A 15,899-nucleotide genomic window follows, 5' to 3' on the forward strand; every position below is an offset into this window, starting at 1 on the left:
ATTAACCTTTATATTTCATAGGTAGATAAACTACCTTTTTAGTATCAAAGAATTCCTCTTCATAAAAATCTGATAGCTCAAAGATTTCCGCGGTGCGGTAGTCTTTGAGTTCTTCAGTTAAATCACCACCTTTTAAATAAAGTATACCATTCCTTCTTTCGTGGTGACTATCCTTGGCTATTTTTCCTTTTACCCATCTCACGAAGGTAGGCATGATGGCTACAGCACGGCTTACAATAAAATCATAATTCCCATCCAGTTCTTCCACTCTTTGGTTATATGATGTCACGTTTTCTAAACCAAGTCCTTCGCTAACCTCATCTACTACTTTTATCTTTTTCCCTATCGAATCAACAAGGTGAAAAGTACTTTCTGGAAAAAGAATAGCTAATGGTATACCAGGAAAGCCTCCACCAGTACCAACATCCAGAATTTTTGATCCAGGTTTAAATTCCTGTACTTTGGCTATACCTAAAGAATGAATAACATGTCTCAGGTAAAGCTCATCAATATCTTTTCTTGAAACCACATTTATTTTGAGGTTCCAGTCCTTATATAACTCTTCAAGTTTTTTAAATTTTGAAAATTGATCGTCGGTTAATTCCGGAAAGTATTTCTTGATTAATTCCAAAGCCTAATATTTTGTGCAAAAGTAGTTATTTTTTATTGCTATTTTTTCCGTAAAATCTGAATAGCGGAAATTATAAAATTTTAACTTTGAAGCTGCCTCTCCTAAACAGGAGCCACGCGCAAAAAAAATGGGCTAAAAGAAAATTTAAAACCAACATTATGCAGGAAAAATTATCAAATCGCATCAACTCAATGGCAACTTCTCAAACCCTGGCCATGGCCGCCAAGGCGCGTGAATTAAAAGCAGAAGGTAAAGACATTATTGGTCTGAGTCTAGGAGAACCAGACTTTAACACACCAGATTTCATAAAAGAAGCGGCTATAACAGCAATCAACGAAAATTACAATTCTTACACCCCTGTAGACGGATATGTTGAATTGAAAGATGCAATTATCAATAAATTCAAAAGGGATAACAACCTATCCTACGACAGGTCACAGATCGTTGTCTCTACTGGCGCAAAACAATCTCTGGCTAATGTTGCTATGGTGGTTCTGAATCCTGGTGACGAAGTCCTTCTACCCTGTCCTTATTGGGTTAGCTATGCGGAAATTGTAAAATTAGCCGAAGGAGTTCCGGTTGAAGTACCAACTTCGGTAGATACCGATTTTAAAATTACCCCGGAACAACTCGAAGCTGCCATTACGCCTAAAACGAAAATGATCTGGTATAGTTCACCATGTAATCCTAGCGGAATGGTGTATAGCAAGGAAGAACTAAGAGCACTTGCAGATGTTTTGAAAAAATATCCAGACATCATCGTGGTTAGTGATGAAATTTATGAGCATATCAATTTTGTGGGAGACCATGCTTCTATGGCTGGTTTTGAAGATATGTATGACCGAACAGTTACCGTAAACGGTGTTTCGAAAGCATTCGCTATGACGGGCTGGAGGATCGGTTATATTGGTGCTCCTTCCTATATCGCCAGGGCCTGCAATAAAATGCAGGGCCAAATTACCAGCGGCGCCAATTGTATCGCTCAAAGAGCAGTGATCACGGCCCTGGAAGCTCCGGTAAAAAAGATCAGTCATATGATCGATACTTTTAAAAGTAGAAGAAAACTGATCATAGATCTTTTAAATAAGATCGAAGGATTTGTCACCACTGAACCCGAGGGAGCTTTTTACGTATTCCCAAATGTTTCTTCATTTTTCGGAAAAACAATAAAAGGACATAAAATATTGAATGCAACAGATTTCAGTATGTTTCTTTTAGAAGAAGCGAACGTAGCTACAGTTACCGGTGATGCTTTCGGAAATCCTGAATGTATCAGAATTTCATATGCTGCCAGCGAAGTTCAAATCACTGAGGCACTAGCCAGGATCAAAAAAGCTCTGTCTTAGAAGAAGGATATAATCAAAAAAACCGGCCTAGGAGCCGGTTTTTTTGTTTTCAATTTTATCTATTTCTCCAGAAAAATGGGGTTAAAATGATAAGAACGGTAAAAAGTTCAAGCCTTCCTATTAGCATTAAAAAAGAACACCACCACTTCCCAAAGTCTGGAAGCATATCAAAGTTATTCACGGGGCTCAATCCGCCGAATGCAGGACCAATATTTCCCAGAGATGATGCTGCACCACCGATAGCCGTTTCAAAATCCAGACCTAAGGACGCCAGAACTACTGCGCCTATGATAAAAGACAGCATATAAAGGATAAAAAATCCTAGAATATTAAAAACAATCTCCTTACTAATAGACTTACCATTAAACCTTACAGGAAGAATCGCATTCGGGTGTAAGGTTCTCTTAAACTCGATAATACCGTTTTTTATCATGATAATATGTCTCATTACCTTCACTCCACCGGCAGTAGATCCGGCAGATCCACCAAGGAAAAATAGTCCAAAGAACAGGATTGTAAGGAAAGGGGTCCACATAGTATAATCTGCAGAAACGAACCCTGTAGTTGTAATTACCGCAAGAACCTGGAACAATGAATGCCTGAAAGCGCTTTCACCTTCACCCCAAACCATAGGGTGATCTATTGAAGAAATACTTACATCGGCTTGAAAATACACGATCAACGAAGAAATTGCAGTAAAAGCTGCAATAAATATTATATACCACTTGAACTCATCATCATGTAAAACCTTGCTTATCTTACCTTTAAAAGAAAAGTAGCTCAATACAAAGTTGCTACCGGCAAGCAACATAAAAATGATGACAATATACTGGATAATGGGATTATCATTCCAAAAGGCCAGGCTGGCATTTTTAGTACTGAATCCACCTGTAGAGAGAGTACTAAAGGCATGATTGATCGCATCAAAGAAGGTCATTCCGGCAATCCAAAGTAAAATGGTTTCGGCAAGGGTATAGGAGACATAAATAAGCCATAACCTTTTTGCTGTATCCCGAATCCGCGGTTTTAGTTTATCTGCACTAGGTCCCGGAGATTCAGCTGTAAAAAGCTGCATCCCTCCAATTCCTAATAGTGGTAGAATAGCAATGGCAAGAACGATAATTCCCATCCCTCCAATCCAGTGCGTAAGACTTCTCCAAAATAGAATACCTTTAGGAATTGCTTCTATATCGTTCAAAATAGATGCGCCGGTAGTGGTATAACCAGACATGGTCTCAAAAAAAGCATTGGTGAATCCGGGAATAGATTCACTTATAACATAGGGTAAGGCTCCACTTAAAGCCATGAATATCCACCCAAAAGTCACAATAATATAACCCTCCCTAATTTTCACCTCCTTGCTATGCCCACGGGTAGTGAACATAAAAAGAGTACCAATAAAAAGAGTAATTAAAGCTGCGGTAGAAATTTCTAAGGTGACACCATCTTGGTAAAACCAACTCACAAGTGTTGCTAGCAACATAAAGCCACCGTTGCAAAGCAACAGTAAACCCATTACGTGTAGAATTATTTGATAATTCAGTCTGGGCATTAAAGGAAAAGTTTTTCTACTTTATTAATAGATCTTGGCAAACAACAAACCACAATACGGTCTCCTGGTTTAATTAAGAAATCACCAAGAGCGATAAGCCCTTTACCATTCCTTATAATTCCACCAATAATAGCAGATCTTGGAAAATCAAGGTCTTTAATCTTTTTACCGCTCACCTGAGACTTTGGTTTTACGATAAATTCCAGTAATTCGGCGTTCATGTTATTCAGCTTGGTCATGGCAACTACTTCACCCTTCCTTACAAATCTGAAAATATTATTCGCAGCTAATAATTTTTTATTGATAAGCGTATCTATTCCTATAGAATGGCTCAGCTGAAAATAATCCATATTTTCAACCAGAGAAATGGTTTTTTTAACGCTTTTTGATTTTGCTACCAGGCAAGACATAATATTGGTCTCAGAATTTCCTGTTACCGCGATAAAAGCATCCATATCGTGGATGTTTTCTTCTTCAAGTAACTCCACATTCCTACCATCACCATTAATAATCAATGTTTCCGGTAACTCATCTGCCAATTCATAAGCCTTATCCCGATCCTTTTCAACCAGCTTTACCTTAAAATTATTCCGGCAAAGGTCCTGAGCGGTTTTCCTACCGATCTTACTTCCACCAAGAATCATAACATTTTTTATTTCCTGCCTGACCTTGCCAGTTAATTTATATAATTCTTCCACCCCGTTTTTCAGCGTAATGAAATAAACCTGGTCTCCATCCTTGAATTGAGTATCTCCCCTTGGAATTAGAGTATACTGTGTCCCAAATCTCTGAATAGCAATAGGCACAAAATTCAATTCAGGAAAGATCTTAGCCGCCTCCTTAACAGTTTTTCCTACGAAAGTTGCTGTTCTGGAAAGACTTACCCCAATCATCGTTAGGGCTCCTTCTTCAAATTCATAACTATCATTAAATGCAGATTGGTTCAGCAGCAATTCGATCTCCCTTGATGCTAGAGCTTCCGGAGAAATCAATTCATCAATTCCAAATCTGGTGAATCCGAGTTCACCTTGATTTTCAAGGAACTCCGTATTCGATATCCTGGCAATAGTTCTTTTCGCTCCTAACTGTTTTGCTAGCACACATACAGTAATATTGGTCGCCTCACTGGAAGTAACGCTGATAACCATGTCTGTGTATTTTACCTGGGCTTCCTTAAGAATTTTAATCGAACTCGCATCACCCTTTACGGTTCTAATGTCCAAATGAGTATCTGCATAGGCCAGATTATCTCTGTTGGGGTCAATTAGCGTGATATCCTGAGATTCAAAGGAAAGTAATTTAGCTAAATGAAATCCTACTTCACCTGCACCGGCGATAATTATTTTCATATAAAAGCTTCAAATTGCAGCTGCAAAGTTAAGGTATTTTAGAGAAACGAAAAATCACAATTCTGAAGATAAATATTTATTGATTCTCAATGATTTTTAAGCATATCGGTTATCTTTGACCCAAAATTTTAGCATGAGCAAAAAGGTGACTCCATACAAGGATTCCAAACTCACGAAAAAGAAGCAGGTAGAGAAAATGTTTGATAATATATCAGACAATTATGATGGTTTGAACAGGGTGATTTCACTAGGAACTGATGTTAAATGGAGAAAGAAGGTAGTAGCAGCTGTAAAAGCTACTAATCCTGATAGTATTCTTGATATCGCCACAGGCACCGGCGACCTGGCCATACAAATGGCAGAAACAGGCGCGACCCGAATTGTTGGACTAGACCTTTCTGAAGGTATGCTCAGAGTTGGCCGTAAAAAAATTGCAGAAAAACAGATTGAATCAAAAATTGAAATGATACAGGGAGATTCTGAAAATCTTCCCTTTAAAGACAATTCGTTTGACGCCATTACAGTGGCTTTCGGAGTTCGAAATTTCGAAACTTTGGAAAAAGGCCTTGAAGAAATTTACAGAGTTTTGAAACCCGGGGGTATTTTCGTAGTATTGGAAACTTCGGTACCCACTAAATTTCCCTACAAGCAGGGTTACCGTTTGTATTCAAATCTAATATTACCAGTTATCGGAAAGATCTTTTCGAAGGATAAAGATGCCTATTCATATTTAAGTGAAAGTGCAGCTAATTTTCCATACGGGATAACCTTCAACAATATTTTGAAGAAAATTGGGTTTATAGATGTAGTAGATTTACCACAAACATTTGGCGTATCCACCATATATACTGCCTCAAAGTAGTACTATGAAGAAAATTTTTGCCTTTACCCTTATGATGTTTTGCCTGCATACAACTCAGGCACAGTTATTTTCAGGAGAACGGGTATTGAATCAACAAAATTTTGATCAGCAACGTTGGTCCTGGGGTTACTTCCTTGGATTAAATAGCTATGATTTTAATTTCGATTATAAAGAATATGACCCTAGCCCTGTAACAGGTCAAGACTTTGCAGTTGAAACCAGGACAGGGTTTAATGTAGGGCTAGTGGGGAACCTGAGATTAAACAACAATTTTGACCTTCGTCTTGAACCTGGAGTTAATTTTAACACCAGGGGATATCAGGCTCTAAGGGCCGATGCTGATACTTACCGGGAAATTAGTTCTACTTATGTACACATTCCTCTATTAGTGAAATTCAATGCGAACCGGCTCAATAATTTCAGACCATTTGTTGTAGGCGGGGTCTCTACTTCGATTAATTTAAGTAGTAACGAGAATAATCCCGATGATAACAGCGCAGGGCAGTTTCGAATGACGACAAATTCTTATTATTACGAAATAGGTTTTGGAATTGATTTATACCTCTATTATTTCAAATTATCTCCCTCAATTCGCGGTGTTTTTGCAATTAACGATGAATTGATAAGAGATGCTGACCCTAATAGTCTTTATACAGGAAATGTGGACAAGATGTCTTCCAGAGCCGTATTCATCAATTTTGTTTTTCAGTAAAGGAAGACCGTCGAATTTCGCTTAAAATTATTGAAGTGGCTGTAGCCACATTTAAACTTTCAGTTTTTTTAATTTTCCCGAACTGTGGAATATGGATTCGTTGATGCAAGAATTTTCCGATCTCGGGTGAAATACCATTAGCTTCATTTCCAAAAATCACAATACCCTTCTGAGGAAGTTCAGATAAATAAACATTCTCCCCTTCAAGCATAGTACCCATTATGGAAGAAGAATTGTGTCGTGTAAGAAAATCTTCCAGATCAAGATAGGTAACATTTACTCTCGCCAAAGAACCCATCGTTGCCTGGATAACTTTCGGATTAAAACAGTCTACGGTATCGCTTGAACAGATTAACTCCTCCACTCCAAACCAGTCACATAATCTTATAATGGTCCCTAGATTCCCTGGATCGCGAATTCCATCCAGAGCGACAACCAGATCATTGAGCTTCACTTCCTTGTTAGCAGGAATTTCAAATATCGCAAGTGCTTTTTGAGGGGTCTTAAGAGAACTGATTTTTTTCAACTCTTTCTCGTCGATTTCAACTACTTTTTCAGGATCGACTTCAAAACTTTCTCCTGTTGTATATAATGTAACCAATTCAATCTCAGAATTCAAAAACTCTCCAATCCCTTTTATTCCCTCTACTACAAAGAGTTCATGAGTATTTCTAAACTTTTTTTGAGTAAGGCTTTTTATTAACTTAATCTGGCTTTTGCTTAGCATTAAAAAAATGTATTTTTGAGCCTCTAAACGCTACTGTTTGAAACGGCTTATCGCAAAAATATTATTATTTTTTATAACTCCTGTCTTAATAATTAGCTGTAATGCCGTAAAAAGACTAGAACCAAATGAAGACCTTTTGGTGAAAAATGAAATTTTCAGCGATGGAGAAAAGGTTAAAGACTCCAGGATATATAGCAGACTTTACCAGGAACCTAACACCAGGATCCTGGGATTTCCATTAAAATTGCATTTCTATAATCTTGCGAGACCTAATATTGATAGTATACTGGCTACGAATTACCTGGAAAATGAAAAAAAGAATAAGTTCTTAACCGGTTTGCTTTCAAGGAAACAGTTCGAGAAATATTTACACTCAAGGGTTGAATTCAACAAATGGCTAAAACGAACAGGCGAAGCCCCAGTTTTGGTAAACGAAGAGGAGAAACAAAAATCTGAAAACCGGCTTAAATCCTGGTATTGGAACAACGGATGGTTCAACGTAGAAGTTGATTCTGAGATCATTCCAATAGAAGATGAGGAAAAAAGAGCTAAGGTAGAATATTACGTAACCCCCAAGACCCCTTACGTGATAGATTCACTTAAAACAGAAATTTCTTCCACAGCCCTGGATTCATTATACGAATTGAATAACACCGAAAGTAACATCAAAAAAGGCAAGCAGTATAATACGCTTGATTTTAATGAAGAACGCGATCGACTGTCCCAGTTATTCAGAAATAATGGTGTTTATAATTTTGACCAGGAATATATAAGTTTTGATGCTGATACTGTTGATACAGACCATAAGGTCAACACTACCCTAATCATCAAGAACAGGAGAAATAATGAAGGTGACAGCATAACCAGGACACCTTTCAAAATACACAATATTAGTAAGGTGAACATTTTTACCGATTATGCATATTCCCAACGCAACAATCTACTTACTGATAGTGCACGTTATGAAGGTTATACGCTTTACAGCTTTGATGAGATGCGTTATAAACCTGAGGCCATAAGCGACGCTATTTTCATAAAGCCCGGCACGATTTACACTGACACAGACAGAACCAGGACATACAACAGACTTAACGCTTTAAGAGTTTTTAGATACCCAGATATTCAATATACTCCAGATCCCAGCGATTCAACCGGCACAGATCTGGTCACTAACATTTTCCTCTCTCCTCTTCCAAAATATTCTCTGGGATTCGATTTTGATGTTTCACAAAGTAATATCCAGGAATTCGGGATAGGGTTTGGAGGTTCTTTTTTGATAAGAAATATTTTTGGAGGTCTTGAAAATCTTGAGTTTTCAGGAAGAGGAAGCATCGCATCATCAACAGATGCTGCAGCAAGCCGGGACGAAAACAGGTTTTTCGATATAACCGAGGTTGGTGCAGACATGAAACTAAGTCTTCCTCGTATTTTTTTACCGTTTAATACGGAAAAGATCATCCCGAAATACATGTCACCATTCACCAGTATGAGCCTGGGATTCAGCACTCAAAGAAATATTGGTCTAGACAAACAAACTTTCTCTGGGATACTTAATTATAATTGGAAACCTTCGAAAAAACTCTCCAATAGTTTCGACTTTTTAAATATTCAATATGTTCGAAATCTAAATCCGGAGAATTACTTTAATGTCTACCGTAATTCTTTCGAGGAGCTTAATAATATCGCCCAGGACTCTAATTTTGATTTTAATGACCCAAACGAGGATCCGGTTCTGGAGATTCCCGATGAGGCAGACGAATTTATTGATTATGTAATTTCAGATGAATTCCCTAACACAGGTCTTACCGGAGAAGATTTTTTCAATGTACTGGACATTTATGAAAGAAAACTTAGACTCACTGAGAACAACCTGATATTTGCAACTAATTTCACTTATTTATGGAATACCCGGGAAAGCTTGTATGATAAGGAATTCTCAAGATTCAGGTTTAAGGTGGAGACGGCAGGTAATTTGCTTTCAGCCTTGTCTGGTGTGTTCAATTATGAACAGAATGACCAGGGCTTCGATAAAGTAATTGGTGTAGCTTATTCTCAATACATCAAAACTGAAATCGATTTTATTAAACACTGGGACCTTGGAAGTGACCAGATATTTGCTGCCCGTGCATTTGGCGGAATTGCCATTCCCTATGGAAATTCCAATAGTATTCCTATCACCAAAACATTTTTTGGTGGAGGACCCAATGACAATCGTGCATGGCAGGCATACGATCTGGGACCGGGAAGTAGCGGAAGTATCCTAGAATTTAATGAGGCTAATATGAAACTGGCTTTTAATGGCGAATATCGCTTCGGACTTATTGATGAATTTAAAGGTGCTCTTTTTGTTGACGTTGGGAACATCTGGAACGTATTGGATAATGTAAATGTTCCGGAATACAAATTCGAAGGAATTGAGGACCTTAAAGAGCTAGCTATTGGAAGTGGTTTTGGAATTAGATACGACTTTAACTTTTTCGTTCTAAGATTCGATATTGGTTTTAAAACCCACGATCCCGCCCAACCGGCCGGTAAGCGTTGGTTCAGAGATTACAATTTCTCACATGCGGTATATAATGTAGGAATCAATTATCCTTTCTAAGCCAGTTTATTTTCTTATTTTTGTAAGCCTAATCAACAAAAGTTATGAGTCATAATATTAAACCAGGCGTTGCCACAGGAAAAGAAGTTCAGGAAATTTTCAATTATGCCAAAGAGAAGGGTTTCGCACTTCCCGCGGTAAATGTTATAGGTTCTAGCAGTATAAATGCGGTACTTGAAACTGCTGCAGAATTAAACTCTCCGGTAATTATTCAATTTTCTAATGGTGGAGCTCAGTTTAATGCAGGAAAAGGTCTTTCGAACGATGGTGAACGTGCTGCAGTTGCCGGTGGTGTTGCAGGTGCAAAACATGTACATGAATTAGCCAAATTATATGGGGTTCCTGTGATTATGCATACAGACCATTGCGCTAAGAAATTACTGCCATGGATCGATGGATTACTTGATGCCAGTGAAAAACATTATGAGCAATTCGGGAAACCTTTATATAGCTCGCATATGATCGATCTTTCTGAGGAGCCTCTTGAAGAGAACATGGAGATCTGTAAAAAATATCTCGAGCGCATGTCTAAAATGGGAATGACCCTTGAAATTGAACTAGGGATCACTGGTGGTGAAGAAGACGGTGTAGATAATACAGATGTAGATTCTTCAAAACTATACACTCAACCAGAAGAAGTTGCATATGCATACGAAGAGCTTAGTAAAGTAAGTGATCAATTCACCATTGCAGCGGCATTTGGAAATGTACATGGAGTATATAAACCAGGTAATGTAAAACTTACCCCTACCATCCTTAAGGATTCACAGGAATATATCACCAAGAAATATAATGTAGAGAAAAATCATATTGATTTTGTTTTCCATGGCGGAAGTGGCTCAACTGTAGAAGAAATTCGTGAAGCTATTGGTTACGGGGTAATTAAAATGAATATAGACACAGACCTTCAATACGCATATATGGAAGGTGTTCGTGATTATATGGGAAGCAGAAAGGATTATCTTGCGAACCAGATTGGAAATCCAGAAGGAGAGGATGTACCAAATAAAAAATATTACGACCCTAGAAAATGGGTTCGTGAAGGAGAATTGACTTTTAAGGCCAGATTAAAAAAAGCCTTTGAAGATCTTAATAACGTAAACACACTATAAAATAAAATAACAGTCTTTCCTTTCGAAAGGCTATTTTTTATTGCCATAAGTTGACCATCGAAAGATAAAAATTGAAAGAAAATGGCTTGGTTTAAAAGAACACAAAAAGGTATACAAACACCTACAGAACAAAAAAAAGATGTCCCTAAAGGTTTATGGTATAAATCCCCTACAGGCAAAATAGTTGATGCTGAACAATTGGAAAGCAACTTCTATGTGAGCCCGGAAGATGGTTACCATGTTAGAATTGGGAGCAACGAATATTTTAAGATCCTTTTTGACGATAATAAATACAAGGAACTTGATAAAGGAATGACTTCTAAAGATCCTTTAAATTTCGAAGACACCAAGAAATATACAGATAGGCTAAAAGCCGCTCAGGACAAAACAGGACTAAAAGATGCTGTGAGATGTGCCGTTGGAAAATCCAAAGGTAAAGATCTGGTTATAGCCTGTATGGATTTTAAATTCGTTGGAGGAAGTATGGGATCTGTTGTTGGTGAGAAAATTGCCAGAGCTGCAGATCATGCTTTAAAGAATAAAATTCCTTTTATGATCATCTCAAAATCTGGAGGTGCCAGAATGCAGGAAGCCGCTCTTTCTTTAATGCAGTTAGCTAAAACCTCGGTAAAACTTGCTCAGCTGGCAGATGCTAAAATACCTTATATTTCCTTAGCAACCGATCCAACTACTGGGGGAACAACCGCTTCTTTTGCGATGCTGGGAGATATTAATATTTCTGAACCCGGAGCTTTGATAGGATTTGCAGGACCGCGTGTTGTAAAAGATACTACAGGAAAAGATCTTCCGAAAGATTTTCAGACTGCTGAATTCCTTAAAGAAAAAGGCTTCCTGGACTTTATCACCAAAAGATCTGAATTGAAAGATAAGGTAAACCTTTACCTGGATCTAATTCAGAATCAGCCGGTAAGAGCATAAAATCCACTGAATAAAAAAAGCAGTTTAAGTAGGTAATTTTCAAATTAGTAGTATCTTTGCCGCCTGACAGAAAAACTGTCAATACATAAAAATCATTTAAATAATATTGGAATGTATTTAGCAAAAGAGAAAAAAGAAGAGATCTTCGCAAAGCACGGTAAAGGAAAGAACGATACCGGATCGGCTGAAGGACAGATCGCATTGTTCACTTACAGAATCGCTCACCTTTCTGAGCACCTGAAGAAAAACCGTAAGGATTTCAATTCAGAGCGTTCACTGGTAAGGCTGGTTGGTAAAAGAAGAAGTCTTCTAGACTACTTGATGAAGAAGGATATCATGAGGTATCGTGCCATCGTTAAGGAACTAGGATTAAGAAAATAATTTTCAGGGGCGCATTAGCGCCCCTTTTTTTATATATTAGATTGGCCTGTAAAGGCATTCAAAAATTGTCGCCCAGGGGGTAGTTTTTCATTGGTCAACACACAACTACACACAACACACAACCCGGCCGTCCGGATGGCGGAGACCTTTGTTTAACTAAATGATCTGGTTGAAGTTATTCAGATCAAATTCGAAATTATTATGATTCCACAAACATTTAAGGAGGTTATCGATCTAGGAGATGGCAGAACCATTTCCCTCGAGACCGGAAAATTGGCAAAACAGGCTCACGGGTCGGTTGTTGTTCAAATGGGTAACGCTATGTTACTTTGTACGGTAGTGTCTTCATACACTCCTACCACAATGGATTTCTTTCCATTAACATTAGATTATCGTGAAAAATTTGCTGCTGCAGGTCTTTTCCCTGGAGGTTACTTTAAGAGAGAAGCGAGACCAAGCAGTGAAGAAATTTTAGTAATGCGTTTAGTAGACCGTGTACTTCGTCCACTATTCCCTAAAGACTATAAATTTGAAACCCAGGTAATGATCCAGTTAATGTCTCATGACGATGAAGTTATGCCAGACGCATTAGCAGGACTTGCCGCATCTGCCGCTATTCAGTTATCTGACATTCCTTTTGAAACTCCAATTTCAGAAGCTAGAGTTGCCAGAATTAATGGCGAATTTGTGCTTAACCCAAGCAGAGAAAAACTTGCTGAAGCAGACATGGATATCATGGTTGGTGCTTCTGCAGACTCGGTTATGATGGTTGAAGGACAGATGGACGAATGTTCTGAAGAAGAAATGGCCGAGGCTATTAAATTCGCACATGAAGCTATAAAAGTTCAGTGTGAAGCTCAGACCAGACTTGCTGAAGCATTCGGTAAAAAAGAAACTCGTGAGTATGAAGTAGCAGAAACTGATGAAGATCTTGAAAAGAAAATTCATGAAGCAACTTATCAGAAGGCTTACGATATCGCGAAAAGCGGAACTAGCAAAAAAGAAAGAAGTCAGGCTTTTTCTGATCTGAAAGATGAAGTAAAGGCGATGTTTTCTGAAGAGGAACTAGAAGAGAAAGGTAAAATGATCTCTGGTTATTTCGCTGCTGCACATAAAAATGCGGTACGTGATCTTACTCTTAAAGAAGGAATTAGACTTGACGGTAGAAAGACAGACGAAATTCGTCCTATCTGGTGTGAAGTAGATTACCTTCCATCTACACATGGTTCAGCGATCTTTACTCGTGGAGAAACTCAGGCGCTTGCTACGGTAACCCTGGGAACTTCAAGAGAAGCTAACCAGGTAGACCTTCCAACACAACAAGGAGAAGAGACTTTCTATTTACATTATAACTTCCCTCCTTTCTCAACCGGAGAAGCTTACCCAATTAGAGGTACTTCAAGACGTGAGATCGGTCACGGAAACCTTGCTCAAAGAGCATTAAAAGGAATGATCCCTGCTGATTGTCCTTATACTGTACGTGTTGTATCTGAAGTTTTGGAATCTAATGGTTCTTCTTCTATGGCAACAGTTTGTGCGGGAACAATGTCCTTAATGGATGCAGGTGTTCAACTTAAGAAGCCAGTTTCTGGTATTGCCATGGGACTAATTTCTGATGGTGAAAATTATGCGGTACTTTCAGATATTCTTGGTGACGAGGATCACCTTGGTGATATGGACTTTAAAGTAACCGGAACTGAGGATGGTATTACTGCCTGCCAGATGGATATCAAGATCAAGGGACTTTCTTACGAGATCCTTGTGAATGCATTGAAACAAGCAAGAGCAGGAAGACTTCATATCCTTGAAAAACTTACTGAAACCATCCCTGCTCCTAGCCAGAATGTAAAAGCACATTCTCCAAAGATCATTACCAGAAGAATTCCGAACGAATTTATTGGTGCATTGATCGGGCCTGGTGGAAAAGTGATTCAGGAACTTCAAAAAGAGACTAAAACAGAGATCGTGATCAATGAAGATCCGGTAACGGAAGAAGGTATCGTTGAAATTCTTGGAACTCAGCAGGAAGGAATCGATAAAGTTCTTGCGAAGATCGACTCTATTACGTTCAAGCCGGAAAAAGGGAGCGTATACGAGGTAAAAGTGATCAAGATCCTTGATTTTGGTGCTGTGGTAGAGTATGTAGATGCTCCGGGCAACGAAGTTTTACTTCACATTTCTGAATTGGCATGGGAACGTACCAATGATGTAAATGATGTGGTAAAAATGGGAGATGTGATAGATGTGAAATATTTCGGTATGGATCCTAAAACGCGTAAGGAAAAAGTTTCAAGAAAAGCTATTCTTCCAAAGCCGGAAGGTTTCAAGGAAAGGGCTCCAAGAGACAACAATCGCGGCAGAGACAATAGAGGTCGTGACAATCGTCGCGACGACAGAAAACCAAGGGAAAAAAGAGATTAATAAATCTTCTTTTTAATAATTTTCAAGCCCATGTAAAATGCATGGGCTTTTTTATTTGCAATTTTTTTTGAGTCCATGAAATTATCCTGAAAATATTTCGACTACCTGCCTGCTGAGTTAAATAAAGATTTTTTTGTCCATGAATTTTGCGTTAGGGATTGTAGGGAAAAGCCCACAGCGACTGGAAGGAGCGAGGACTTGAAGCGTAAAGCCCGGCACGAAGTGCAACGTCCAGAATAAATTTTTTAAAGTTTTTGTAACATTAAGAGTACTTCTTACGTATAACCATGTACAAGAGCTATGCACAATTAAAATCCAAGTAGAAGATAGATGAGACAACTGAAGATTACGAAGCAGGTTACCAATCGTGAAACCGCTTCGTTAGACAAGTATTTGCAAGAAATTGGAAAAGTAGACCTGATCACCGCTGATGAAGAGGTAGAATTGGCACAAAGAATTAAAGCGGGTGATAACCGTGCCTTAGAGAAACTTACCAAAGCGAACCTTCGTTTTGTGGTTTCTGTAGCAAAACAATATCAAAACCAGGGATTAACCCTTCCCGACCTTATTAATGAAGGAAATTTAGGACTAATTAAAGCCGCGAAACGTTTTGATGAAACTCGTGGTTTTAAATTTATATCTTACGCTGTATGGTGGATTCGTCAATCTATCCTGCAGGCGTTAGCTGAACAATCGAGAATTGTTCGTTTACCATTGAACAAAATTGGTTCAATAAATAAGATTAACAAGACTTTCGCTTTCCTTGAGCAGTCACATGAGCGTCCGCCAAGTGCAGAGGAAATTGCGAAAGAGCTTGATATGACGATCAACGACGTTAAGGAATCAATGAAGAATTCCGGGCGTCACGTATCTATGGATGCTCCGTTAGTAGAAGGAGAGGATTCTAACCTATATGACGTATTGCGTTCTGGGGAATCTCCAAATCCTGACAAGGAGCTATTGCACGAATCTTTAAGAACAGAGATCGAACGTGCATTAGAGACTCTTACTCCACGTGAAGCTGATGTAATTCGATTATATTTCGGACTGGGAGATCAACATCCTATGACATTGGAAGAAATTGGCGAGACTTTTGATCTAACCAGAGAAAGAGTACGCCAGATTAAAGAAAAAGCCATAAGAAGGTTAAAGCATACGTCTAGAAGTAAAATTTTAAAAACGTATCTTGGCTAAGATATTTAAAGTAACAACAGTTTAGTGACGGCGTGATGAACCGGCATGAAAATAACTGTTCGTTTTTTGAT

General features: G+C 38.4%; 13 protein-coding genes. 9 read left to right on the plus strand and 4 right to left on the minus strand.

All coding sequences use genetic code 11. The features are described from left to right. Window position 1: 1 nt before the first annotated feature. Window positions 2–631, minus strand: coding sequence for a 16S rRNA (guanine(527)-N(7))-methyltransferase RsmG (gene rsmG, locus ML462_RS00930; RefSeq protein WP_240711854.1), 630 nt, complete (start codon window positions 629–631; stop codon window positions 2–4). A 158-nt stretch (window positions 632–789) separates the two neighbouring features. Here rsmG and ML462_RS00935 point away from each other — a divergent pair, with 158 nt between their 5' ends. Beyond that, complete coding sequence (locus ML462_RS00935; protein WP_240711855.1) at window positions 790–1,977, plus strand: pyridoxal phosphate-dependent aminotransferase; 1,188 nt, start codon at window positions 790–792, stop codon at window positions 1,975–1,977. Window positions 1,978–2,032: 55 nt separating this feature from the next. Here the strand turns inward: ML462_RS00935 and ML462_RS00940 are convergent, their stop codons facing one another. Together ML462_RS00940 and trkA are read right to left on the minus strand one after the other, a co-directional pair. Continuing rightward, a complete protein-coding gene (locus tag ML462_RS00940) occupies window positions 2,033–3,529 on the minus strand; it encodes a TrkH family potassium uptake protein (protein WP_240711856.1) in 1,497 nt (498 codons plus the stop codon). Continuing rightward, the gene (gene trkA, locus ML462_RS00945; RefSeq protein WP_240711857.1) at window positions 3,529–4,878 is read right to left on the minus strand and encodes a Trk system potassium transporter TrkA; all 1,350 of its coding nucleotides are present in this window, start codon (window positions 4,876–4,878) and stop codon (window positions 3,529–3,531) included. The genes ML462_RS00940 and trkA overlap by 1 nt, the downstream gene beginning before the upstream one ends. Window positions 4,879–5,011: 133 nt before the next feature. Between trkA and ubiE the strand changes: the two genes are divergently transcribed. Together ubiE and porT are read left to right on the plus strand one after the other, a co-directional pair. Next, window positions 5,012–5,740: a bifunctional demethylmenaquinone methyltransferase/2-methoxy-6-polyprenyl-1,4-benzoquinol methylase UbiE gene (gene ubiE, locus ML462_RS00950; RefSeq protein ID WP_240711858.1), complete on the plus strand. Its 729-nt coding sequence runs from the start codon at window positions 5,012–5,014 to the stop codon at window positions 5,738–5,740. A gap of 4 nt (window positions 5,741–5,744) precedes the next feature. Next, window positions 5,745–6,452: a type IX secretion/gliding motility protein PorT/SprT gene (porT, locus tag ML462_RS00955; protein WP_240711859.1), complete on the plus strand. Its 708-nt coding sequence runs from the start codon at window positions 5,745–5,747 to the stop codon at window positions 6,450–6,452. Here porT and ML462_RS00960 read toward each other — a convergent pair. Continuing rightward, window positions 6,433–7,179: a TrmH family RNA methyltransferase gene (locus ML462_RS00960; protein ID WP_240711860.1), complete on the minus strand. Its 747-nt coding sequence runs from the start codon at window positions 7,177–7,179 to the stop codon at window positions 6,433–6,435. The two genes, porT and ML462_RS00960, sit on opposite strands and share 20 nt — an antisense overlap. Before the next feature lie 37 nt (window positions 7,180–7,216). Here ML462_RS00960 and tamL point away from each other — a divergent pair, with 37 nt between their 5' ends. The 6 genes from tamL to ML462_RS00990 all read left to right on the plus strand — a co-directional run bounded on the left by tamL (window position 7,217) and on the right by ML462_RS00990 (window position 15,828). Next, window positions 7,217–9,781, plus strand: coding sequence for a translocation and assembly module lipoprotein TamL (gene tamL / locus ML462_RS00965; RefSeq protein ID WP_240711861.1), 2,565 nt, complete (start codon window positions 7,217–7,219; stop codon window positions 9,779–9,781). 44 nt (window positions 9,782–9,825) lie between these two features. Further along, on the plus strand, window positions 9,826–10,893 hold the full coding sequence (gene fbaA, locus ML462_RS00970; protein ID WP_240711862.1) for a class II fructose-bisphosphate aldolase: 1,068 nt from the start codon (window positions 9,826–9,828) through the stop codon (window positions 10,891–10,893). 81 nt (window positions 10,894–10,974) lie between these two features. Then, window positions 10,975–11,832 carry an acetyl-CoA carboxylase, carboxyltransferase subunit beta gene (gene accD, locus ML462_RS00975; protein ID WP_240711863.1) on the plus strand — a complete coding sequence of 286 codons (858 nt, stop codon included), beginning with the start codon at window positions 10,975–10,977 and terminating at the stop codon, window positions 11,830–11,832. A gap of 111 nt (window positions 11,833–11,943) precedes the next feature. After that, on the plus strand, window positions 11,944–12,213 hold the full coding sequence (rpsO, locus tag ML462_RS00980) for a 30S ribosomal protein S15 (RefSeq protein WP_240099172.1): 270 nt from the start codon (window positions 11,944–11,946) through the stop codon (window positions 12,211–12,213). Between the two features lie 201 nt (window positions 12,214–12,414). Next, entirely contained in the window at window positions 12,415–14,634 is a 2,220-nt protein-coding gene (locus tag ML462_RS00985; protein ID WP_240711864.1) for a polyribonucleotide nucleotidyltransferase, read from the plus strand. A gap of 330 nt (window positions 14,635–14,964) precedes the next feature. Next, a complete protein-coding gene (locus ML462_RS00990) occupies window positions 14,965–15,828 on the plus strand; it encodes a sigma-70 family RNA polymerase sigma factor (protein WP_072552879.1) in 864 nt (287 codons plus the stop codon). The last annotated feature ends 71 nt before the right edge of the window (window positions 15,829–15,899 follow it).

Origin of the sequence: Christiangramia lutea (genome assembly GCF_022489035.1) — a bacterium.
Lineage (GTDB): Bacteria > Bacteroidota > Bacteroidia > Flavobacteriales > Flavobacteriaceae > Christiangramia > Christiangramia lutea.